Annotated in this window: 15 protein-coding genes and 2 pseudogenes; 3 read left to right on the top strand and 14 right to left on the bottom strand. The window is 66.7% G+C overall.

The genetic code is table 11. The features are described 5' to 3' along the window. Positions 1-16: 16 nt before the first annotated feature. From Tchl_RS00875 to Tchl_RS00815, 12 genes and pseudogenes are all read right to left on the bottom strand, one after another. A complete protein-coding gene (locus Tchl_RS00875) occupies positions 17-271 on the bottom strand; it encodes a DUF2933 domain-containing protein (protein ID WP_002943399.1) in 255 nt (84 codons plus the stop codon). 117 nt (positions 272-388) lie between these two features. Next, complete coding sequence (locus tag Tchl_RS00870) at positions 389-2,737, bottom strand: heavy metal translocating P-type ATPase (RefSeq protein WP_075146735.1); 2,349 nt, start codon at positions 2,735-2,737, stop codon at positions 389-391. 24 nt (positions 2,738-2,761) lie between these two features. Then, the gene (locus tag Tchl_RS00865; RefSeq protein WP_004265696.1) at positions 2,762-3,160 is read right to left on the bottom strand and encodes a c-type cytochrome; all 399 of its coding nucleotides are present in this window, start codon (positions 3,158-3,160) and stop codon (positions 2,762-2,764) included. Between the two features lies 1 nt (position 3,161). Further along, entirely contained in the window at positions 3,162-3,410 is a 249-nt protein-coding gene (locus Tchl_RS00860) for a DUF2933 domain-containing protein (RefSeq protein ID WP_012586265.1), read from the bottom strand. Positions 3,411-3,652: 242 nt separating this feature from the next. After that, positions 3,653-6,892: an efflux RND transporter permease subunit gene (locus Tchl_RS00855; protein WP_269745430.1), complete on the bottom strand. Its 3,240-nt coding sequence runs from the start codon at positions 6,890-6,892 to the stop codon at positions 3,653-3,655. A gap of 1 nt (position 6,893) precedes the next feature. Continuing rightward, positions 6,894-8,432 (bottom strand): efflux RND transporter periplasmic adaptor subunit, encoded by a 1,539-nt coding sequence (locus Tchl_RS00850; protein WP_004357706.1) that lies wholly within the window; start codon positions 8,430-8,432, stop codon positions 6,894-6,896. A 14-nt stretch (positions 8,433-8,446) separates the two neighbouring features. Next, positions 8,447-9,754, bottom strand: coding sequence for a TolC family protein (locus Tchl_RS00845; RefSeq protein WP_075146733.1), 1,308 nt, complete (start codon positions 9,752-9,754; stop codon positions 8,447-8,449). A gap of 135 nt (positions 9,755-9,889) precedes the next feature. Continuing rightward, positions 9,890-10,236 (bottom strand): annotated as a pseudogene (locus Tchl_RS00840) (copper-binding protein). Between the two features lie 63 nt (positions 10,237-10,299). After that, a pseudogene (locus tag Tchl_RS18310) lies at positions 10,300-10,830 on the bottom strand (cupredoxin domain-containing protein). A gap of 70 nt (positions 10,831-10,900) precedes the next feature. After that, positions 10,901-12,304, bottom strand: coding sequence for a multicopper oxidase family protein (locus Tchl_RS00830; protein ID WP_075146732.1), 1,404 nt, complete (start codon positions 12,302-12,304; stop codon positions 10,901-10,903). Between the two features lie 17 nt (positions 12,305-12,321). Then, positions 12,322-13,734 carry a TolC family protein gene (locus Tchl_RS00825; protein ID WP_075146731.1) on the bottom strand — a complete coding sequence of 471 codons (1,413 nt, stop codon included), beginning with the start codon at positions 13,732-13,734 and terminating at the stop codon, positions 12,322-12,324. A gap of 371 nt (positions 13,735-14,105) precedes the next feature. Further along, the gene (locus Tchl_RS00815; protein WP_012586273.1) at positions 14,106-14,555 is read right to left on the bottom strand and encodes a hypothetical protein; all 450 of its coding nucleotides are present in this window, start codon (positions 14,553-14,555) and stop codon (positions 14,106-14,108) included. Positions 14,556-14,741: 186 nt separating this feature from the next. On the opposite strand from Tchl_RS00815, the gene Tchl_RS00810 reads away from it, so the two are divergent. From Tchl_RS00810 to Tchl_RS00800, 3 genes are all read left to right on the top strand, one after another. Further along, positions 14,742-15,422 (top strand): heavy metal response regulator transcription factor, encoded by a 681-nt coding sequence (locus tag Tchl_RS00810; RefSeq protein ID WP_002943434.1) that lies wholly within the window; start codon positions 14,742-14,744, stop codon positions 15,420-15,422. A 2-nt stretch (positions 15,423-15,424) separates the two neighbouring features. Continuing rightward, positions 15,425-16,828, top strand: coding sequence for a heavy metal sensor histidine kinase (locus Tchl_RS00805; protein ID WP_075146729.1), 1,404 nt, complete (start codon positions 15,425-15,427; stop codon positions 16,826-16,828). 116 nt (positions 16,829-16,944) lie between these two features. Then, positions 16,945-17,388 (top strand): DUF411 domain-containing protein, encoded by a 444-nt coding sequence (locus tag Tchl_RS00800; protein WP_075146728.1) that lies wholly within the window; start codon positions 16,945-16,947, stop codon positions 17,386-17,388. A gap of 150 nt (positions 17,389-17,538) precedes the next feature. Here the strand turns inward: Tchl_RS00800 and Tchl_RS00795 are convergent, their stop codons facing one another. After that, the gene (locus Tchl_RS00795) at positions 17,539-19,977 is read right to left on the bottom strand and encodes a UvrD-helicase domain-containing protein (protein WP_075146727.1); all 2,439 of its coding nucleotides are present in this window, start codon (positions 19,975-19,977) and stop codon (positions 17,539-17,541) included. Continuing rightward, positions 19,974-22,640 (bottom strand): PD-(D/E)XK nuclease family protein, encoded by a 2,667-nt coding sequence (locus Tchl_RS00790; protein ID WP_075146726.1) that lies wholly within the window; start codon positions 22,638-22,640, stop codon positions 19,974-19,976. Before Tchl_RS00790 ends, Tchl_RS00795 begins: the two co-directional genes overlap by 4 nt. Positions 22,641-22,688: the final 48 nt, after the last annotated feature.

Genomic DNA, 22,688 nt, shown 5'->3' with positions numbered 1-22,688 from the left:
TCGATCTCCCGTGGCATTACGCATCATGGTTACCTTGGTCTTCAGTCGGCGTGTGTTTTCCCTTGTGGCCGTGACCGTGATGCATGAAGACGTGCATCAGGGGGCACGCAAGCAAGATGAGCCACGGTAGGTAGCCGAGCACATGGAGCCGGTGCTCGGCGATAAGGAGAACGGCCGCCAGTACGACGAAGACCGGAAATACGCGGCGAACCCTTAAGTTCGATTCAGCCCGACCGGATGGACGGGGCTCGGCTTCCGTCTCGGCTTTCATGAGACAGCTCCTTGTGCGCAAACATCGACACGCTGACGCCGGCATGCCTCCCAACGAACGAAGTACCCGTCACGCAGTTCGTCTGCCCAGCTTTCCGTGCGGGCGGATTGAGGTCGATCAGATCCTTTTCCGTCCGAGGCGCAACGCGTTGCCGACCACGGACGCCGAACTGAAGCTCATCGCCAGGGCGGCAATCAGCGGTGAAAGAAGCAGCCCGAACGCTGGATAGAGCACCCCGGCTGCGATCGGCACACCCGCTGCGTTGTACAGGAAGGCGAACACGAGGTTCTGGTGCATGTTGCGCACGGTGGCGACGGAGATGCTGCGTGCGGTGGCGATGCCCCGGAGATCACCCTTGACCAAAGTCAGATGGGCACTGTTCATCGCGACGTCGGTCCCCGTGCCCATCGCGATACCCACATTCGCGCGCGCGAGCGCCGGCGCGTCGTTGATGCCGTCGCCGGCCATGGCGACGATGTGCCCCTCGGCCTGCAGTTTGCCGACGAGCTCATTCTTGTCGGCGGGCTTCACTTCGCCATAGACCTCGTCGATGCCCAGGCGGGCACCGACCGCACGCGCCGTGGTGAGCCCATCGCCCGTGGCCATGATGATCCTGAGCCCGCTCGCCCGCAGCGCATCGAGCGCTTCCGGGGTCGAAGCCTTGATCGGATCTGCAACGGCGATGAGGCCGACGAGCACGCCCTCTGCGGCGAGGTACATCACGCTTGCGCCCTCAAGGCGCAGAGCCTCGGCGCGTTCCGCGAGCCCGCGCCAATCGATGCGCTCATCGTCCATCAGGGCGGTGTTCCCCAGAACCACACGTTGGCCATCGACTGTGCCGCGCACGCCGATGCCGGAAGAGGATTCGAAGGTGTCCGGTGTGCTGAGCGCGAGACCGCGCTCGCGAGCCTCGCTCACGATGGCCTGGGCGAGTGGGTGCTCGCTACCCTGATCGAGGCTGGCTGCGATGCGAAGCACGTCGGCCTCCGTCCCGCCCGGCGCCGCCACCACACTATGGAAGGCGGGGCGTCCTTCGGTCAGGGTGCCGGTCTTGTCGACGATCAGGGTGTCGACCTTGCGCAGCGACTCGATCGCCGCCGCATCGCGAAACAGCACGCCCTGGGTGGCGGCCTTGCCGGTCGCCACCATCACCGACATCGGCGTGGCTAGGCCCAGTGCGCAGGGGCAGGCGATGATCAGCACCGCCACCGCGTTGATGAGGCCATAGGCCCAGCTCGGCTGGGGTCCGAAGAGCCCCCACACCACGAACGTGGTGAGGGCGATGAGCACGACGACGATGACGAACCAGCCCGCGACGACATCCGCCAGGCGTTGCATCGGCGCGCGCGAGCGCTGGGCCTGCGCGACCATCTGCACGATCTGCGACAGCATGGTCTGTGCGCCGATCTTCTCGGCGACCATGACCAGCGCCCCACTGGTGTTGAGCGTCGCGCCGATCACCTTGTCGCCGGGGCGCTTGGTGACCGGGATCGGCTCGCCGGTCAGCATCGATTCATCGACCGCGCTTTCGCCTTCGGCAACGGAACCATCGACCGGCACCTTTTCGCCCGGACGAATGCGCAACCGGTCGCCAGGATGGACGTGGGTCAGCGGGATATCCTCTTCGGTGCCATCCGCGCGAATGCGCCGCGCGGTCTTGGGCGCGAGGCCGAGCAGCGCCTTGATCGCGGCGCCGGTCTCCGAGCGCGCCTTCAGCTCCAGCACCTGGCCGAGCAGCGTCAGCGAGATGATCACCGCTGCTGCCTCGAAATACACCGCCACGTGTTCGCCCATGCGGAAAGAGGCCGGAAACACTTCGGGCGCAACCGTAGCGACGACGCTATATAGATAGGCCGCCCCAACTCCCAGTCCAATCAGCGTCCACATGTTCGGGCTGCGGTTGCCGATCGACTGCGCGCAGCGCACGAAGAACGGCCAACCGGACCAGAGCACGACCGGTGTCGCCAGGGCCAGCTCGACCCAGGGGCGCGCCGCACCCAGCATCGGATCGAAGACGCCACCGGACATGGCGATCGCGGTGACGATCACCGTCAGCGGCAGCGTCCACCAGAAGCGGCGGCGGAAATCGGCGAGCTCGGGATTGTCCTCATCCTCAAGACCCGGCATCACCGGCTCGAGTGTCATACCGCATTTCGGGCAGGTGCCCGGTCCAATCTGGCGGATCTCCGGATGCATCGGGCAGGTGTACTCCGTGCCGGGCACCGGTGCGGGTTCCGTTGAAGGCTGACTTGTCTCCGGTGCCAGATACCGCGCCGGATCAGTCTCGAACTTGCCTTGGCACTTCGCACTGCAGAACCGGTATTCGTGTCCGGCGTGAATGACCCGATACGGAGAGTCGGGCTTTACCGTCATGCCGCAGACCGGATCGGTGTCATTGCCTGTCGATGCATGATCGTGGCGATGAGTGTGGCCGGAATGGCCACCCTGCGAATGTTCGTGGGTCATGATGCTTCTCCCCGGCGTTTGTTGTTATCGAATGCCGACCTTGCGCTGTTCACCACGGATGAATGCCGTGACATGAGCGACCTCGTCCGACGTCAGGCCGGGAACAGGTGCCATGTCGCCGAACTGCCAGTGGTGGGCGCGCACACCGTTCGCTACCGCCAACTGAAAGGCGATATCGGCGTGATGACTGGGTTCGTAGACCTTATGGAGCATGGGCGGCCCCTTGTCCGAGCCCTTGAGGTCGGTCCCATGGCAAGCGGCACAGTGCTGTGCGTAGAGTCCCTTTCCTTGCGCCGGATTGGGCATCAGCCCCGGAGAGGGCTGCGGGATCTTCCAGCCTTGCGCCGCTGCGCTCGAAATCAAGACGCCCGAAAGCGCCGCGATGACGACGCCACGGCCAAGGCACGCCCCTGTCATCGACATCTCAGCGCTTCTCCGAATCGGTGTCGTTGCTGCGGTGCCCGCCGTGATGTCCTCCATGGCCAAACAGGTGCATCAGGGGACACAGCAACAGGATCAGATACACCCAGTTGCCCGACACATGCGCCCAGTGTTCGCGCAACAGGAAGAACAGTGCGATCGCCGCCAGCATCAGGCCGGCGATGACGCCGGGGGAGCGATACCAGGCGACAGATCGAGGGAGTCCAGGATCATGAGCAGGCTTTGTGTTCATGGCTTCATACCTTGCGGGTCGGCGAATGGCGAACGGCTGCGGGCGGCTTCGAGCAGCACGGCGAGAGCGGGGCATCCCGGTGGGCTCGCTCGTTCTCGCGACACCAATTCCTGAAGGATTGCCAGAGGGATTTCAGCCACGCAAGCATCGCACTGCTCCTCGTCACGTTCAGCGGCAGCCTCGGGAACGGGGCCTTGGAAACAGGCTACGCCCCCGATGCTGTCGCGCCGCTGACCGGTGCATTACAAATTCGACACCGTGACCAGCGCCTGCGCGGGTGCTGTCTTGGCGCTGCGGCGCAACTCCCACTGCTTGACCAGCGCATACAGCGCCGGAATCACCGCCAGCGTCAGCACGGTCGAGGACACCATGCCGCCGACCATCGGTGCGGCGATACGGCTCATCACCTCGCTGCCGGTGCCGCTGCTCCACATGATCGGCAACAGGCCGGCCATGATCGCGACCACGGTCATCATCTTCGGCCGCACGCGCTCGACCGCGCCTTCCATGATCGCTTCGTACAGATCGGCGACCCCGGCCGCGCGGCCTTCAGCCTGGCAGCGCGCACGGACCTCTTGCCACGCGTGATCGAGGTAGATCAGCATGATCACGCCGGTCTCGGCGGCCACCCCGGCGAGCGCGATGAAGCCGACCGCCACCGCCACGCTCATCTGGTAGTCCAGCCACCACATCAGCCACACCCCGCCCACCAGCGCGAAGGGCACCGACAGCATCACGATCAGCGTTTCGGTGAGCCGCCGGAAGTTGAGGTACAGCAGCACGAAGATCAGCATCAAGGTCACCGGCACGACGACCTTCATCTTCTCCTTGGCCCGCTCCATGTTCTCGAACTGACCGCTCCAGGTGGCGTAGTAGCCCTGCGGGAAGGCGACTGCTTCGGCCACCGCCTGCTGCGCGCGCTTGACGAAGGCGCCGAGGTCGGCCTCGCGGGTGTCGACATACACATAGGCCGCGAGCAGCGCGTTTTCGGTGCGGATGCCGGGCGCGCCGCGGGTCAGCTTCACTTCGGCGACCTGGCCGAGCGGGATCGGGCCGTTCATCGTCGGCACATAGACGTCGGACGCAAGGCGTGCCGGATCGTCGCGCAGGCCGCGCGCGTAGCGCACCGACACGCCGTAGCGCTCCAGGCCCTCGACCGTGGTCGTCACCATCTCGCCGCCGAGCGCGGTGGCGATCACGTCCTGCACCCTGTCGATGGTGAGCCCGTAGCGCGCGAGCTGGTCGCGGCGCGGCACGATGTCCACGTAGTAGCCGCCGGCCACGCGCTCGGCGTAGGCGCTGCTCGCGCCGGGGACCTTGCGCACCGCCGCTTCCACCGCCTGGGCGACTTTCTCCAGCGTCTCCAGGTCCTTGCCGAACACCTTCACCCCCACCGGGGTGCGGATGCCGGTGCTGAGCATGTCGATGCGGGCCTTGATCGGCATCGTCCACGAGTTGGCGAGGCCGGGGAACTTGAGCGCGGCGTCCATCTCGGCGATCAGGGTGTCGGTCGTCACTCCTGGGCGCCACTGGTCCTGCGGCTTCAAGTTGATCACGGTCTCGAACATCTCGAGTGGCGCCGGATCGGTCGCAGTGTTGGCGCGGCCGGCCTTGCCGTAGACCGATTCCACTTCGGGGAAAGTCTTGATGATGCGGTTGGTGGTAGCGAGCAGGCGCCCGGCTTCGGTCACCGACATCCCCGGCAGCGCCGCCGGCATGTAGAACAGCGTGCCTTCGTTCAAGGTCGGCATGAACTCCGAGCCGATCTGGCGTGCGGGCACCAGGGTCGCGGCCATCGCCAGCACGGCCAGCACCAGCGTGACGAGCTTGAACCTCAGCACGCCCTGGATGATCGGCCGGTACACCCAGATCAGGAAGCGGTTCACCGGGTTCTTCGCCTCGGGCAGGATCCGCCCGCGCACGAAGAACAGCATCAGCACCGGCACCAGGGTCACCGACAGCAGCGCGGCGCCGGCCATGGCGAAGGTCTTGGTGAAGGCGAGCGGCGAGAACAGCCGCCCCTCCTGGCCTTCGAGCGCGAACACCGGCAGGAAGGAGACGGTAATGATCAGCAGCGAGAAGAACAGCGCCGGCCCGACCTCCTTGCACGCGAGCACGATCGCGGCGCCGCGCTGCTTCTGGGTCGCGCCTGCGGGCAGCCGCTCGATGTGCTTGTGCGCGTTCTCGATCATCACGATCGCCGCATCGACCATCGCCCCGATCGCGATCGCGATGCCGCCCAGACTCATGATGTTCGAGCCCAGGCCGAGCGAACGCATGGCGATGAAGGCGAACAGGATCCCGAGCGGCAGGGTGATGATCGCCACCAGCGCGCTGCGCACATGGAGCAGGAAGATCACGCACACCGCGGCGACGATCAGGCTCTCCTCGAGCAGGGTCCATTTCAGGTTGGCGATTGCACGCTCGATCAGCTCGGAGCGGTCGTACACCGGCACGATCTCGGTGCCCGCGGGCAGGCCGGGAGCGATCTCGGCGATCTTGGCCTTGACGTTGGCGATCACGTCGAGCGCGTTCTGGCCGAAGCGCGCCATGACGATGCCGGAGGCGACCTCGCCTTCGCCGTTGAGCTCGGCGATGCCGCGCCGCTCGGCCGGCACCAGCTCGACGCGGGCGACGTCGCCCACCCGCACCGGGGTGCCGCGCTCGGCCTTCAACACGATGTCGGCGATGTCTTCCACGCTGCGCAGGTAACCGCGCCCGCGCACCATGTATTCCTTTTCGGCGAGTTCGACGACCCGGCCGCCGACGTCGCGGTTGGAGGCGCGGATCGCCTGCGTCACCGCATCGAGGGTGATGCCGTAGCCGGCCAGGCGCAGCGGATCGACGGTGACCTGGTACTCGCGCACGAAGCCGCCCAGGCTCGCCACCTCGGACACGCCTTGCGCCTTGGTGAGCTGGTAGCGCACGTACCAGTCCTGCACGCTGCGGGTGTCGGCCAGGCTCATGTCGCGGCCGAGCACCGCATATTGGTAGACCCAGCCCACGCCGGTGGCGTCCGGCCCGATCTGCGGCGACACCCCCTGCGGCAGGCGGCCGGCGGCCGAGCTCAGGTACTCGAGCACGCGCGAGCGCGCCCAGTAGATGTCGGTGCCGTCCTCGAAGATCACATACACATAGGAGGCACCGAACATCGAGAAGCCGCGCACCACCTTCGCCCGCGGCACCGCCAGCATCGAGGTGGTGAGCGGATAGGTGACCTGGTCCTCGACCACCTGCGGCGCCTGGCCGGGGTAGTCGGTGTAGACGATCACCTGCACGTCGGACAGGTCGGGCAGCGCGTCGAGCGGCGTGTGCTTGACCGCATACACGCCACCCCCGATCAGGAACAGCGTGGCCAGCAGTACCAGGAAGACGTTGCGCGCCGACCAGTCGATGACGCGGTCGAGCAGGCCGGGTGCTGCCGGTCTGGCTGCCGCGTCGGTTGGCACGACGTTCGAAGAGTCTGTCACAGGGGCATGCATCTCAGTGCCCCCCGTGACCGCCGGCGCTCGGTGCAGGCGCAGTGCCTGCAACCGGCTCGATCCCGGTGATGATGTACTCGCCTGGCTCACCCGCCTCGAAGACGAACCGCACCGGCGAGCCTGGGGCGATGCTCTTCACCAGCGCCGGATCGGCAATCATGAAGTCCATGGTCATCGCCGGCCACTGGAGGGCCGGGATCTCGCCATGCGTCATCGTCACGCTGCCGCCTTCGGCGTCGAGTGCATCGAACGTCCCTTGCGCTTCGTAACGGGTCGGGCTCGCTTGGGACTGATCGCCGGCATCGGGCTCGACCAAGTTGGAGAGTGCCGCCTTGAGCTGGCTTTCCGAGTCGATCAGGAAGTTGGCTGACACCACGACGCGATCGCCCGTCGCCACGCCTTCGAGCACCTCGACCACCTCGCGGCCGCGCTCGCCCAGCTTCACCGGCTGCGGCTTGAAGCGCCCTTCGCCGAGCGCAATCAGCACGACCCGCCGTTCGCCATCGTCGATGATCGCCGAGCTCGGCACCACCGTCCTCGGGCTGGCGTCGCCCGCCGCGAGCGAGACCTGAGCAAACATCCCGGGGCGCAGCAGGCCTTGCGCGTTGTCCAGTTCCAGGCGCACCCGGGTGCTGCGCGTGGCCGGGTCGAGCGTGGGATACAGGTAGTCGACGCGCGCCGCGAAGCTGCGCCCGGGCCAGGCGTCGAGCGTGATCTGCGCACCCTGGCCAACCTGCACGCGGGCGAGGTCCTGCTCATAGACGTCGGCGATGATCCACACCCGGGACAGGTCCGCGATGCGGAACAGCGCCTCGCCCGGCATGAAGCGCCCGCCTTCGACCGCCATCTTCTCCAACACGACGCCGCTCGCCGGGGCGTGGAAGACCTGGCGCGCACCGGCCTGGCCGGCGACCTGCAGGTTGCGCAGGCGCGCGCGCGTCGCCTCGGCCAGGCGGCGGGCGGATTCGCTCGCCAGCGCATCATGGGCCGCGCTCTGGCTGGCCAGGCGCTCGGCGATGCGCAGCTCCTCGCCGGTCGATTGCAACTCGGGGCTGTAGGCGGTGAACAGCGGCTGGCCCTTCTTCACCACGTCGCCCACGGCATTCACATGCAGGCGCTCGATCCAGCCCTCGAAGCGCGGTGCCACCACCACCTGCCTGCGCTCGTCGAGCTCAATCCGGCCGCTCGCGCGCACCGCCGAATCCACGGCGCGCACTTCAACCTCGGCAGTCTTCACCCCCAGGGTCTGGATGCGCGCGGGGCTGACCACCACTGCGCCACTGTCGTCCGGCTTGTCGTCGGCATAGACGGGGATGTAGTCCATGCCCATCGAATCCTTCTTCGGCACGGGCGAGGTGTCGGGCAGGCCCATCGGGTTGCGGTAGTAGAGAATCTTGCGTTCGCCGTCGGCCGGGGCTGCGCTATCGCTTTGCGCCTGGCTTTCGGTGATCAGCGGAACTGGATTTCCAGCATTTTGCAGGTGCGCAATCCAGTACCCCGCACCTATGGCAATCGCCACGCCCACAGCGATCGCCGTCATTCGAACGGCTGAGCTCACTTCAGATCCCCTGTCAGTTTCTTGATTTCTGTCAGCGCCAGGCGCGTGTCGAGCTCGGTCTTCAAGCGTTGAGTCCGGATGTCGATGAGCTGGCGCTCGGCTTCGATCACGCTGTCGAAGTCGACCGTGCCGCTGCTGAGCGCGGCCTGACTTGCATCCCGGGTGGCCTGGGCCTGCGGCAGCAACGCATGTTCGAGCAGGCGCAAGGTCTCGCGGCCTTGCGCATACATCGACCAGGCAATACCGAGCTCGCCGGTCGCGCGCGCGCGGGCGTCCTCCCGCCGCGCCTCGGCCGCCATCAGCATGTACTCGGCTTCGCGCTCCCTGGCGCGACGGCTGGACTGCTGCAGCGGGATCATCACCTCGAACATCACGTCCCAGGACGCCTTGCCTTCATCCGGGCGGTTGTTGCGCACGCCAACGGCGAAGTCCGGCAAGCGGTCCTGATACGTTCGTTCGCGCTCGGCACGTGCCACGTCGATGCCGTAGGCGGCGGCATTCACGTCCGGGTTGGCACTGGCCGCCGCCTCAAAAAGGGCGCCCGCCTCCAGCTGCTCGGGCAAGGGGGCTGGATCTGCGGGTGCGGCGAGCGGCGCATCATGCGCCCGGCCGAGCAGGCCGTTGAGCCCCGCTGCCAGGCCCTTGCGCCGCTGTTCGACCTCCACGAGCGCGAGGCGCTGGGCAGTGATTTCGCGCTGCATGCGCAGCACCGCCTGCTGCGGCAGCAGACCCAACTCGTAACGGGCCAGGCTGAGTTCCTCCAGGCTTTTCAGCAAGGTCAAGCCCTCGCGGTTGAGGACGAGTTCGCGGTCGGCGGCGTAGTAGCGCAACCACAGCGTCTCGATCTTTGCCGCGAGCTCAGCCCAGGAGGTATCGCGCATCGCATCAGCCTGGGTCGCCTGGGCTTCGGCGGCCTTCACCGCCAGCTCGCGCTTGCCCCACCCGGGTAGCGGCTGGGTGATGCGGTAGCGGGTCTCGCCCACCTGGCCGGGCAGCAACGACGCCGAGCGCCCGCTCATGGTGTTGGTGGCGTCCATCAGCTCGACCTCGAACGTCGGGTCGGGCAGCGCACCGGCGGGCGTCACGCGCTCCTGCGCTGCGGACGCTTCCGCGCGGGCAGCGGCAAAGCCGGGGTTGCTGTGGCGCGCATATTCAATCAGCGCCTGGGGGCTCGAGCCGAGCGTTGGAGTGTCGGGCGAACCCTGTGTCCAGGCGGTGCCACTTCCCAGCGTGAGCGCGACCACCAGTGCAAGCGCTGCAGGACGTAGCAGGTGAGATGAGGGTACTGCGAACGGGGATTTCATCGAGAAACGATTCCGGCAGGCGGTCGAAGTGCATGCGCAGGCCCTTCGCCACCCGCCTCGTCGTTCAGCCACTCAGTGGGGCATCCCCACGGCGGGCTGGTCAGAGTGGAACGCGACGCACCTGCGGGATAGGCGTCACTGGGCGGGCTCGAGAGACGTCACGGTCAGCGCACCGCCGACCTTCTCGACCGCGAACCGGATCTTGTCGCCCGCCTTGACCTGATCAAGCATGCCCGGCTCGGCCGCGCGGAACACCATGGTCATCGCCGGCATGCCGAGCGACTCCAGGGGGCCATGGGCAATGGTCAGCTTGCCAGCCGCTTGTCGAGCTTCTTCACCGTGCCGTCGGCCAGCTTGGCGTCAGCCTCGGCTCGGGGCGCTCGCCCCGCCGTGATGGCGCTGTGATCGGCCTGTGCGCAACGCAATCGGAGCGGCGCCACCGAGCAAGGCCAGGAGCGCGTGGTGATGAGGGTCTTTTTCATGATCGGCTTTCTCCAGGGTTGAAATTCTGGTGGATTCGAACGTCGGCGCATTATGCGAAGCGCTCACCGACGGGACGCTGACGCAGGGATTACATTTCCGTCAGCCACCTTGATCGTGCCGATCATCCCGGCCTGGAAATGGCCGGGAATCAGGCAGGCGAACTGGAACTCCCCCGCACTGTTGAAGTGCCAGATCATTCTCCGCGCCCACCTGGCGCGACATGCGCCATCCACGGCTCGTCATGTTCCATCCCGGGAAGCGCTGCATCAGCTCCGCGTGCTCGGCAAGCGTCGCGGCGTGCCGACCACCATCTCGTGCATCACCGCGCCTCGATTCTCGTGGGTGAAGCGGATCGTCTCGCCCAGCGCACCTCGATGTGGCCGGGTACGAAGCGCATTTCATCGGTCATCACGATGGCGATCGTGCGCGAGACCGATCTCCGTCGCCCGCAATCCCCCAGTCCAGCTGCTCGCTGGGGGCGCGGACGCGGCTTTGGCGGCATGCTCGGCATTGCCATGGGCGAACGCGCTGCGGTGAACGGCAAGCACACCGGCGGCAAGGCTGGTGGCCAGAAATCGGCGACGACTTTTCATGGGAATCTCCTTCTCTGTGGGTTGAATCTTGTTGGTGTTGTCGTGGGGGCTGATTACGAGGCGATCGACTTCAATGCCCCTGATGGCCGGCAGGCTTGCGAACCGTCATCTCGACCGATCGCGCAGGCTCGGTGCGCGGCATGCTCGAGGGTCCGGCTGCAGCACTGCGCGCCGGTTCGGGTAGCGCCGCGCCCGCCCACTCGTAGGCCACCGTCCCCTTCGGGTGCTTGAACCAGCCCGGGTCGCGGTAGTCGCCCCGCTGCTGCTCGCGGCGCACCTTGAGCACGGTGAACATGCCGCCCATCTCGACGGCGCCGAACGGCCCCTGCCCGGTCATCATCGGCAGGGTGTTGTCGGGCAGGGGCATCTCCATCTCGCCCATGTCGGCCATGCCGCGCTCGCCCATCAGCATGTAATCGGGCACCAGCTTCTGGATGCCCTCGACCAGGCCGCGATGGTCGACGCCGATCATGGTCGGCACGTCGTGCCCCATCGCGTTCATGGTGTGGTGCGACTTGTGGCAGTGCATCGCCCAATCGCCCTCCTCGTCGGCGATGAACTCGATCTGGCGCATCTGGCCGACGGCGACGTCGGTGGTGACCTCGGGCCAGCGCGACTCCGGCCGCGTCGGCCCGCCGTCGGTGCCGGTAACCTCGAACTCGTGGCCGTGGATGTGGATCGGGTGGTTGGTCATGGTCAGGTTGCCGATGCGCACCCGCACCCGGTCGCCCTTCCTGACATTGAGCGAGTCGATGCCCGGAAAGGCGCGGCTGTTCCAGGTCCACAGGTTGAAGTCGAGCATCGTGTTGATCTTGGGCACGTAGCTGCCGGGCTCGATGTCGTAGGCGTTGAGCAGGAAGCAGAAGTCGCGGTCCACGCCCGCGATGTGCGGGTGCGGCGCGCGCGGATGCGTGACCCACATGCCCATCATGCCCATCGCCATCTGCACCATCTCGTCGGCGTGCGGGTGGTACATGAAGGTGCCGGGGCGGCGGGCGACGAACTCATAGACGAAGGTCTTGCCCGGCGGGATCTGCGGCTGGTTGAGGCCGCCGACCCCGTCCATGCCGTTGGGCAGGCGCTGGCCGTGCCAGTGGATGGTGGTGTGCTCGGGCAGGCGGTTGGTGACGAAGATGCGCACGCGGTCGCCCTCGACGACCTCGATCGTCGGCCCGGGCGACTGGCCGTTGTAGCCCCACAGCCGCGCCACCATGCCGGGGGCGATCTCGCGCTCGACCGGCTCGGCGACGAGGTGGAACTCCTTCACGCCGTTGCGCATGCGCCAGGGGGCGGTCCAGCCGTTCAAGGTGACGACCGGGTCGTAGGGGCGTCCGTCTGGTGGCGACAGTGGGGCCGCCGTTACGGCGCTGGTCTGGATCACGGGCTCGGGCAGCGCCGCGAGCGCGGCGCGGTTGACGGTTCCGGCAGCGGCCAGCAGGCCTGCCCCGGCGAGAAAGCTGCGTCGGGTGGTCATGATCGTCTCCGGATAGGTCAGTGGCCACCACCGGCTTGCGCCGGTGATGCGCTTGATTGAAGGCTGAGCGGCGCGATCGGCTGGCCGAGCAGGCTGGCCTTGAGCCCAGCCTCGGCGCGCCAGAAGTCGCGTTCGGCCTCGATCGCCTGCACCACGCTCGCCGACTGCGCGCGCGCGGCGGCAAGCAGCTCGAACACGCCGATCAGCATCCCGTTGTACTGGAGCACCGACTCTTCGGTGATGTTCTGACGCAGCGGGACCACCTCGTTGCGGTAGTGGCGCGCGAGATCGTATGCACTGCGATAGCCCTCGTAGGCTACCCGGACCTGGGAGCTGGCGTTACTGGCAAGCTCGAGCGTGCGATTGAAGGCCGCGAGATAGCGGGCCTCGCCGCCGGCGCGCGCCGCGTCGCCGAGGTCGAACAGCGGCAAGGGCAGCTCGAGCTCGAAGCCGCGCTGGGTCGATTCGCCGGTCTCGCTGTTGCGCACGCCGGCCACATGCAGGCCATTGACGACGCTGGTGACCCGCGTGAGGCCCAGGCTCTTCGCCGTCCGGTCGAGATCGGTGCGGGCGATGCGCACGTCGAGCCGGTTCTCCAGCAACGCCGCACCGGCGGTGGCTTCGTCCATCGGCGCCTCGGGCAAGGCCGGCAACTGATCGGGCAGACGCAGCGCCTGCGCCTGGCTCGGAGTGAGGCCCAGACGCTGGATCAGGGTTTCGCGTGCGGCGGTGGCGTTCTGGCGGGCGCGGATCAGGTTGGCCGTTTCCTCGGCGGCGAGCGCCTGTTCGCGCGCGCGCTGCAGGCGGCTGAAGTTGCCGGTGGCCTGCATCCGACGGGCGAGCTCGGCAGCGGTCCCGGCGGCCGTGGCCACCTCCTCGCGGTAGCGCGCGACCTGTCGCGCCGCGACCGCATCGACCCAGGCCTGGCGCACTTCAGTGACGGTGCTCAACAGCGCAATCGAGGACTGCAGCCGGGTCTGCTGCTGGCGGAACTCGGCCTGCTCCAGCCGCGCGGGCAGAAACAGCAGGTCGAACAGCGAGATGCCGAGCGAACGGCCGATGTCGAGTTCGCGCCCCTCGGCGCCCGAGCGAAACAACCGCTCGAAGGTGAACACCGGATTGCCGATGCGGGCCGAACCGGTCGCATCCGCCGAGGCCACGGCGGCTTCCGCCAGCAGGGACTGGAACGCCGGGCTGTAGCCCAGCGCGATGCGCACCGCGTCGTCGATCGCCAGCGGCTGTGCGAGCAGGCGATCGACCTCGGCGCGCATCGCCTCGCGCTCAGGGTCCGAGCGCAGCCAGCGCACCTCGCTACCCGTCTGCTCGCGCGCAAAGCGCTCGACCTCAGCGAAGTTCTCATCGATCGCAACGCTGGCGCACCCGGTCAGCACGGTGGCGGCCAGCAAGGATATGGGGAGACTGGCTCTCATCGCTCGCCCCCTTTCGAAGTCGGCGTGAGGTGGCCCATGTGCCCGCCGAGACGTCCAGCCTCGTCGTTGGCATCCTTCCACGACCGCAAGGGCTCATCGACACGGTAGGGCCGATATTCGTTCAGGGGCGAGCGATACGCCGGCACGCGCTGTGGCTTGGGTGACCCAGACTGGGTCGCGGCAGGCGCGTGGTCAGCGGGATTAGACGGAGAGGAGGGCTCGGCCTGCGCGCCCGACACGAGCGCCACGGCGACGGCCAATCCTCCACCGAGGTGGATGAGTCGTCTCTGCATGGGGAATGTCTCTTTGTTGGTCTTGTGATGAATCGGACGCGGGGCGATCGACGAGGTCGCCGCTCCGCGTCCCGATGCTCAGTTGGGCATCGCCGGCTTGGCGGCCGGATGCATCTTCATCATGTTCTGCATCATGCCCATGTGCTCTTGCATCATCTTCATGTGCTCCTGCATGAGCTTGGGATCCATCATCATGCCGCCCATGGGTCCAGCCCCGGGTCCAGGACCACCACCCTTCATCATCGGACCAGCCCCCATCTGCCCCCCCATCATCGGGCAACCAGTGGGCGTGCCCTGCGATGCAGCCTCCAGGGCCTTGACCTGCTCTTCCATCAGGGCCATGCGACGTTCCGGGTTGGTCTCGGCACGGATCGACTTCATACGTTCCTGAAGCGCGGGGACACTCGCTGCGGGCGGCCAGGCCTGCACCGGATCGGTCGTCTGCGCGACGACCGGACTGCCATGCAAGGCTGCAGCCAGAGCGACGACGGGCATGAGCCCGGCGAGACGGTACAAACGCAGTTTCATGATCGATCTCCCATTGGTCGCGGGGTTCCGTCGCGGTACGGAACGCTGTGCCACGCAGAGCATCTTGCGCCCGCCTGCCTGTCGTTGGCCTGACCTGGAAATTACATTTCTGTAAGCCCGGGGGTTATCCAGCACCCCGGGCGCAAAATCGGGCACAGGCAGCACGAAGCGCGTAGGAGCGAAACAATGAAAATTCTGATCGTCGAAGACGAAGTGAAGACCGGCGACTACCTCCGCCAGGGGCTCACCGAAGCCGGGTTCGTCGTCGACCTTGCAAGAGATGGCCTCGATGGGCTCCACCTCGCCCTTAACGGTGACTACGACCTGGTCGTGCTCGACGTGATGCTGCCAAGGCTGGACGGCTGGGGCATCCTGCAAACACTGCGTCGCAGCAGTCGTGAGACCCCCGTGTTGTTCCTGACTGCCCGTGACCAAGTTGAGGATCGGGTCCGTGGTCTTGAGCTCGGCGCCGACGATTACCTGGTCAAGCCCTTCGCGTTTTCCGAGTTTCTCGCGCGCGTTCGCACGCTGCTGCGCAGGGGAAGAAACCACGAACCGGAGACCCTGCGCTCAGCGAACCTGGAGCTCGATTTGCTTCGCCGCCGGGTGAACCGATGCGGGCAGCGCATCGATCTGACCGCCAAGGAGTTTGCCTTGCTTGAACTGCTCCTGCGACGCAAGGGTGAAGTATTGCCCCGCTCACTCATCGCTTCGCAGGTGTGGGATATGAACTTCGACAGCGACACGAACGTGATCGAAGTTGCCGTGCGCAGGTTGCGCGTAAAGGTCGACGACCCCTTTGAGCCGAAGCTGATCCACACCGTGCGGGGTATGGGCTACGTGCTTGAGGCGATGGAGCCGATCTGACGATGATCCGCATTCACTCGCTGACGGCGAGACTGGCAACACTATTTGCCGTCCTCGCTGCGAGCCTGCTTGTGCTGGCAGCGATGCTCTTTGGGCGCATGTTGGACATGCATTTCCAGGAGCTGGACATGCACGAGTTGCAGGGCAAGGTCACGCTCATCCGCAACGCGCTGCAAAGTGTTGATGCGACTGGGGGGCGATCGGAACGCATTGAGGCGCTCGAACGCTCCTTCGTTGGACATGAAAGTGTCGGTGTCCTGGTTCGCGACGTCGAGGGACGCGTCCTGTACATCATCCATCCCGAGCATTTCACCGCCTCCCAGCGGGCAGGCGAACGCCTCTCTGGCGCGTTGGCCGACTGGACAGTGGATGAGCGCCCCCATCGAGGGATTGAGGTCAGCATCGCGCTACCGACCCTCGGGTCGAGGGACCAATCGATCGAGGCGCTGGTCGCACTCGATCTATCGCATCACGTCCACTTCCTCGCGTCGGTGCGAAATGCGACGTGGGCGGGCGTCGTCGTGGCGGCCTTGGCGGCGGCGCTATTGGGCTGGTTTGCCGCGCACCGAGGCCTCGCCCCCCTGCGCCAGGTCACCGAGACCGCCCGTAAGCTGTCTGCACGGCAACTCGCCGAGCGTCTCACCATCGATGATGCCCCGCTGGAGGTGCGCGAGCACGTCGACGCCTTCAATGGCATGCTCGCTCGGCTCGAAGCCGCTTTCCAGCGCCTCGGCGACTATTCGGCGGACATCGCCCACGAACTGCGTACGCCGATCTCGAACCTGATGACCCAGACCCAGGTCGCGCTGTCGCGACCACGCACGAACGACGAATATCAGGACATCCTGGCCTCGAACCTCGAGGAATATGAGCGCATCGCGCGCATGGTCAGCGACATGCTGTTCCTCGCCAAGGCTGAGGAGAACACCCTCGCGCACGCGGGCGAGGCGATCGACCTGGCCCGCGAGGCAGACGCACTGATCGACTTCTACGAGGCGCTGGCCGACGAGCGCCAGGTCCGCATCGTGCGCCAGGGCCAAGCGAGCGTTCAGGGTGATCGCCTGATGCTGCGGCGCGCGCTGTCGAACCTGATCTCGAATGCGCTTCGTCACACACCGAAAGAGGGGCAGATCACGATCAGGATTGACGCGGACGCAGCCGGCGTCCGTCTCGCCGTCTCTAATGTCGGCGACCCGATACCCGCCGATCAGATCGAACGGATCTTCGAACGCTTCCATCGCGGTAGCGCCCAGCGCGAATCTCGCGGTGAAGGCGCAGGGCTCGGACTTGCGATCACGCGTTCCATCGTGCAGGCCCACGGGGGTCACATCACTGCGCGCTCCGCTGAAGGTGTCACCTGCTTCACGATCACCTTGCCTCGCAATGAAGCCTCATTGCCTTCCTGATCCTGCAAAGTCGACCGGGGTCCCGGCTGTCTGACGGAAATGTAATTTTGAGGTCAGCTTACCGTTGGGCTCAAAGTGCCAAACTTTGCCTCGACGCCATCAACCGGAAGACGAACATGAAGACGAAAACTGTGCTCGGCGGGCTCCTGGCAAGCCTGATGATCGTGAGCGGCGCAGCGTTTGCGCAGGGGCCCGTACGCGTAGAGGTCTACAAGAGCGCTTACTGCGGGTGCTGCGGGAAATGGGTCGAGCACCTGAGAAAGAACGGCTTCGATGTCGTGACGAAAGACGTCGATGACGTCCCCGCAGCCCGCAAGGCACTGGGCATGCCGGACAAATACGGCTCATGTCACACGGCCAAGGTAGGTTCCTACTCCGTCGAGGGGCACGTCCCTGCGGACGACATCCGACGGCTTCTCTCCGAGTCCCCAAAGGCCATCGGACTGGCTACGCCGGGCATGCCGCAGGGGTCGCCGGGGATGGAGACGTCGACCCCGCAACCCTATGAGACACTCCTGGTCGGGCTTGACGGAAGCGCGGCGGTTTTTGCCCGACACTGACGGCAGAGCTGGTGAGCATCGGCTTCAAGAGCGCAGTGCCGGCCAACTTACGAGCCACGTTGGCCTCAGCTCGCTCTATGGCTGGTTCCGGAGCTCACCGGTCGCTGGAATGACGATTCTGCTACTACCATGTGTGGCAGCAAATGGCCGTTATGGATAGCTGATCATAACGGCCAGAACGAGCAGGTCGCGCGCGCGCGTCATGCTGACGTAGAGCAGCCGCTTCTCCTCCTCGATCGCTGCTGCGCGAAACGCCGCCGCCGCGTCGGTCAGCGCGATCTCGTCGGCAACCGCCACCTTCTGCTGCTGCCCGAAGGGCCAGGGCCAGTAGCGGATGAAGCGCGCGGCCAGGGGCTGGTGCGCATCGAACGGCGCGCTCGTGTGTGCGGAGATCGACCACAGCCGGTCCTTGATGTCCTTGGCCAGGTCGGTGAGCACGACGACGGGCCACTCCAGCCCCTTGGCGGCGTGGTGCGTCATCAGCTTGACGGCGTCGATGGCGGGCTCAGCCAGCAGGTCCTGGCCTTGCCCGGCGACTTCGCCCAGCCACAGGATGAGGCCCGACACCGAGGCGGCGTGCTGCCCGCTGCGGCACAGCGCTTCGTACTGCTCGGCGAGCGCGAGCAAGGCCTCGAGGTTGGCCAGGCGCATGCGGGCACCATCGGCACCTGCACCGTGCGCGCTGCGCCAGCGCAGCACCTTCTCGGGCAGCGCACACGCTGCCATCACCGTGGCCAGCGCTTCGCGGGGCGCGAGCACCGGCAGCGCCGCGCGCAGCTTGCGCAAGGTCTCCAGCACCGGGTGCGCGGGGTGGCCGTCGATGGCGACCTCCCGCCACGAATCTTGTGCTGCACCCGTGGCGAGATAACGCAAGCGGTCGGCCACCCACTGCTCAGGGTCCGCGCTGTCGGTGAGTGACACGATCTCGGCGCTGGCGAGGGTGTCGCCCGGGTCGTTGAGTCGGCGCAGGCAGGCCAGCGCCAGGGTGACTTCGGGGGTGGCGAGCAGTCCGGGCCGCGCAGTCGCTACCGGGACGCCCTGCGTCGACAGCGCCGCGCCCCAGGTCTTCACGCGCTCGTGCGAGGCGGCGAGGAGGGCGATGTCGCCATAGCGCATCGGGCGCATCGTCTTATGCACCTTGTCGTGGATGAGATAGCCCGAGTCGACAAGCCTGCGCACCCCCGCAGCCAGCGCGCTGCCTTCCTCGCCGATGTTCTTGCCACCGAGCAACCAGTTGGCCAGGACCGCACCGGGGAGATCATCGTCACGGGTGGGCTTCAGGGCCACCTCCTCGGGCGGGAGGGTACCGGCAAAGGCATGCGAGAAGACGGCGTTGACGAGCTTCACCAGCTCGGGGCGGGAACGCCAGGACGCTGGCAGCACTTCCTTGCGCCCGCCGAGCGCAGGGAGCGCCGCGAGGATGGACTGCATCAGCGCGGTATCGCTGCCGCGAAAGCCGTAGATCGCCTGCTTGATGTCACCGACCCAATACACCCGCTTCGCAAAGCGGGCGAGCTTGAGGAAGAGCGCGAGCTGGATCGGGCTCGTATCCTGGAATTCGTCGACCATCAGCAGGTCGAGCTCGTCCTCAAGCACGGCCACCACTTCGGGGTGGTCAAGAATGCCCAGCAGCTGATGCTCCTGGTCGGCGAAATCAAGCATGCCCATCTCCTGCTTCACCGCCTGGTAGTACACCAGCGCACGGCCAGCCAGCGCGAACATCAGGTCCAGATAGCCCCGCAGGTCGGCGTGTAGCCCGGGATGCTCGGCGACGCGGCTGGCAAGCGCGGAGATGGGTTCGATGGTGACGCGCAGGCTGGCTTCGGGGGCCGATTTCGAGAGCTTGATCCAGGTACCCCAGGGCGCAGCCTTGCGCTCGAGCTCGCGCTTGAAATCCTTCACGAGCGCGAGATAGGCGGTGGTGTTCTTTTTGTCGCCCGCCGCGGCGAGCGCTTCGATCTCGGGCATGGCGACACGGATCGCCTGCAGCAAGGCCGCATCCAGATCCTCGTCCGCGGGGCTCGGAAAGTGGGCCAGGAGTGCGCCTGCGTTCGCCTTGGCAAAATCGTCGAGCTGCTCGAGCGGGATGTCGTTGCTGCGGATCTGATTGACCAGGGTTTGCAGCGCCGCCTTCCATTCTTCCTGCTCGCCGTTCCAGCTGTTCTTCAGGCCCAGACGCTCGACCAGCGCAAGCAGCGCGTCCAGCTGTGCTTCATCGAGCACCGCGTCGATCGCCTTGTCGAGCAGGAGCGCGGCCCGCGCCTCTTCGAGCACCTGCTGCTCGACCGACAGGCCCGCCTCAAAGGCAAAGCGCGCGACGAGCTGGTCGCAGACGCTGTTGACCGTGCCGATGCGCGCCTGCCCCATGGCATTGGCGAGCGCGAAGCGCCCCTGCTGCAGCAGATGGGCACGCACCCGTTCGCGCAATTCGGCGGCGGCCTTGCGGGTGAATGTAGTGGCGATCACACCGGCCGGACGGGCGGCGCGGACGGTGAGCTCTTCTTGCAGCAGCTCGGTGAGGCGATGCGTCTTGCCGCTGCCCGTGCCGGCGCTGATGAAGGTGATGTCGGCGTTAAGGGGCGTGGTCATCCGTTGCTCCAGCCGGCGAGCGCGCGGTAGTCGTTGTAGGCTTCGTTGAGGGTCTCGATGGCCATGGCCTCTTCCGGCGGTTCGGAGTCTTCGGTCGCGGCCGCGCTCGTCGCCTCGAGGACGATCTCGAAGCGCCCGTCACCGATCTGCGCCGCGCGCCAGCGCCAGGTCGCCAGGAAGCGCTGCCAGAGCTGGGCGGTGTTCTCGCCGTCGTCTGCCGCGACGGTCTCGGCCTCGGGGAAGCCGCGATCGTCGGGAGCCAGCAGGCGCGCCCGGTCGAGCAGGTAATAGGCCACCGCAGGCTGCTGCCCGGTCTGCTGGCGGAAGAGCTCGGCGTAGATGGCGAGCTGGAGATGGCGGTTGAGCCTGAGCTTCTCCGGGTACTTCCTGCCGCCCGACCATTTCATATCGACGATGGCCGGCGGGCCCGCGGTCTTGTGCATGACGAGATCGGCAAAGCCGGCCAGCTCTCCCCCTTCGAAACGGCCCTCAAGCGCCTGCTCGGGCACCACGGTCACCACCCCCGCCTGGCGGACATGGCTGCGCAGCGTGTGGAGGGCGCGCAGCAGACGGGAGCGGAGATGCGCCAGGTCGGCGCCCCGCCCCGGCATCCGCAGCAAGGCGCCCTCCTGGTCGATGAGGGTGTCGAAGGCCCGGGCAAACCAGAGCTTAAAGGCATGGTCCGCCATCGTGAGCGCGTCGTCGCGCAGGAAATAGCGCTCGATGAGCCCATGCGCCAGGTTGCCGAACAGCAGGAAGTCACTACCCAGGCTGACGAGCTTCGACCGCCGTAGTGCCGCCGCGTAGCGTAGCAGCCATTGGTAAGGGTTGAAGAGCAGCTGTTCGAGGCTGGAGAAGGACTCCCTGGGCCGCAGCGCCACGCTTACGTCGGCTGGCAGTTGCCACCAGCGTTTGGGCGCTGCGAGCGGCATGGGGGCGACGGCGTGCAGGCCCTCCCCACCGTACGCAAGCAGGTTCTCCAGGGTCGTGATCCTGGGGGCGTCGACGACCGCCGCGATCATCTGCCACAACGGATGCACCTCTTCACCCGCCGGTGGCAGCACCAGAACCAGCTGGTCGCGCGCGGCCATGACCGGGCGCAGCCAGGTGTGGGCGATCTGTTCGAGTTGCTGCGCAGGCGCCGGCACGCACACTCCCGCTTGCTCCAGGGCGCGCACCTCAGCGGCGGACCAGGGCAAGGGCCCGGGCAGCTCGGGCAGGGTCAGCTGCCACCAGATCACGCGGACCGCCGGGTGGGTCGCTGCACCGGGCTGGCTCACCACCTGGCCCGCACCGACTTCAGCCGGCCACAGGGGGTTCGGCACCCCCGCGCCTGTGGCCTGGGCTACGAGCTTCTGGAGTTGGTGCGGACGAATCACGGTATGACCTTGGGCGACGAGAGCGTTCAGCGCGTTCAGGCAGTCTTGGCATTGCGCGTAGCCCGCGACGGTGCCCAGACGCTGGGCCTCGCCGGTGTCGCCGAGGCTGCGCCGGAAGAACTCGACCAGCCGCCCCAACCGCTCGGTGACCGCGGCCAGCGGCGCCCCGGTCTCGGGGTCGAAGCGCGGATGTTCGACCCAGAAAGCGATCTGCTGCGAGACATCCGGGGCGCGCTCCGGCCCCGCGTTCGCGGCGATCTCTTCGAGCGCCTGTTCCCATTTGGCACCGCCGATTCCGGGCGCATCGGCGATCTTCTCGGCCAGGCGACGACGCGCGAAACCAGAAAGGGGACACACCGGATGGGTGAGGAACTGGACCAGCGCATAGTAGTTCAGCGGCGTCCAAAGCAACTGGGTGACCAGGGACAGCATCTGCATCGAGGGCCGGAACGCGCTGATCTCCTTCAGGCCCTGGCGCGCCTGCCCCTGTGCGGCAAGATGGGCATCGAGCAGCGCCCCATCCGGCCCGGCAACCAGCAAGGTTCCCGGCGTAGCGATGCACGAGGCCACCCAGTGTGCCGCCAGGGCACGGGTTTCCGCCTGCACGACGACGACCGTGCCGTCACCCTGCCAGGCGAGCGGATCCGACTGCGTACCGGCCGCAGCGCGTTCGAGGCGCTGCTGCAGCGCCCCCAGAAAGCCCGTCCCCGCTCTAGTTGCCGGCGGTGGGAGAACGATAGGCAAGGCATTCAGCACGGTCTGCCAGCGTGCGGGCAGCACATCGATGGGATCGATCACCCGGACCGACTCGATGTCCGGCGTCCGGACCTTCAGCCGAGCTTCGATCATCTCGAGGCGCTGGGCGATATTGGGCGCAACCGCAACACGGGCATGCTGCTCGACGGCGGCAAGATCATGCAGGCGCGAGGGCGCATCCGGCGGCAGCGCATCTTCCCAGTGCGGGCCCGCGTGCCTGTGCAGCGCCCACTCGTCGCGCCAGCTCAACAGGCAGGCGGCCGTGCCGAGCGGATCGAGCACGAAGCTGCGATGGTAAAACCGCGACGGCGCATCGAGCCCCTTGAGGCAGTCCCGATACTGGATGGTCCGCTCGACTGCCGAAGGATGCACCGCCACCAGACCGAGCTGCGTCTCCAGGATGCCGAGCAGGCCCAAGGGGCCCACCACCGCCTCGCCAAGGCGGTCGGCTGGTGGCACCCCGCGCTGTCCATCCAGGTACAGGCCAAAGGTGATGCGCTGTACGGTCGTGGTAGCGGTGATCTTCATCTTTCATGCATGCCCGTCTGACGATGAAGGCATTGTGCATGAAGACCG

It is taken from the genome of Thauera chlorobenzoica, from assembly GCF_001922305.1.
GTDB lineage: Bacteria > Pseudomonadota > Gammaproteobacteria > Burkholderiales > Rhodocyclaceae > Thauera > Thauera chlorobenzoica.
This window is presented reverse-complemented; position numbering and strand designations above follow the sequence as displayed.

Excerpts from the sequence above, each read along its gene's own strand:
- Tchl_RS00875 (WP_002943399.1), bottom strand. The coding sequence starts at position 271 with ATGAAAGCCGAGACGGAAGCCGAGCCCCGTCCATCCGGTCGGGCTGAA.
- Tchl_RS00870 (WP_075146735.1), bottom strand. The coding sequence starts at position 2,737 with ATGACCCACGAACATTCGCAGGGTGGCCATTCCGGCCACACTCATCGC.
- Tchl_RS00865 (WP_004265696.1), bottom strand. The coding sequence starts at position 3,160 with ATGTCGATGACAGGGGCGTGCCTTGGCCGTGGCGTCGTCATCGCGGCG.
- Tchl_RS00860 (WP_012586265.1), bottom strand. The coding sequence starts at position 3,410 with ATGAACACAAAGCCTGCTCATGATCCTGGACTCCCTCGATCTGTCGCC.
- Tchl_RS00855 (WP_269745430.1), bottom strand. The coding sequence starts at position 6,892 with ATGCATGCCCCTGTGACAGACTCTTCGAACGTCGTGCCAACCGACGCG.
- Tchl_RS00850 (WP_004357706.1), bottom strand. The coding sequence starts at position 8,432 with ATGACGGCGATCGCTGTGGGCGTGGCGATTGCCATAGGTGCGGGGTAC.
- Tchl_RS00845 (WP_075146733.1), bottom strand. The coding sequence starts at position 9,754 with ATGAAATCCCCGTTCGCAGTACCCTCATCTCACCTGCTACGTCCTGCA.
- Tchl_RS00830 (WP_075146732.1), bottom strand. The coding sequence starts at position 12,304 with ATGACCACCCGACGCAGCTTTCTCGCCGGGGCAGGCCTGCTGGCCGCT.
- Tchl_RS00825 (WP_075146731.1), bottom strand. The coding sequence starts at position 13,734 with ATGAGAGCCAGTCTCCCCATATCCTTGCTGGCCGCCACCGTGCTGACC.
- Tchl_RS00815 (WP_012586273.1), bottom strand. The coding sequence starts at position 14,555 with ATGAAACTGCGTTTGTACCGTCTCGCCGGGCTCATGCCCGTCGTCGCT.
- Tchl_RS00810 (WP_002943434.1), top strand. The coding sequence starts at position 14,742 with ATGAAAATTCTGATCGTCGAAGACGAAGTGAAGACCGGCGACTACCTC.
- Tchl_RS00805 (WP_075146729.1), top strand. The coding sequence starts at position 15,425 with ATGATCCGCATTCACTCGCTGACGGCGAGACTGGCAACACTATTTGCC.
- Tchl_RS00800 (WP_075146728.1), top strand. The coding sequence starts at position 16,945 with ATGAAGACGAAAACTGTGCTCGGCGGGCTCCTGGCAAGCCTGATGATC.
- Tchl_RS00795 (WP_075146727.1), bottom strand. The coding sequence starts at position 19,977 with ATGACCACGCCCCTTAACGCCGACATCACCTTCATCAGCGCCGGCACG.
- Tchl_RS00790 (WP_075146726.1), bottom strand. The coding sequence starts at position 22,640 with ATGAAGATCACCGCTACCACGACCGTACAGCGCATCACCTTTGGCCTG.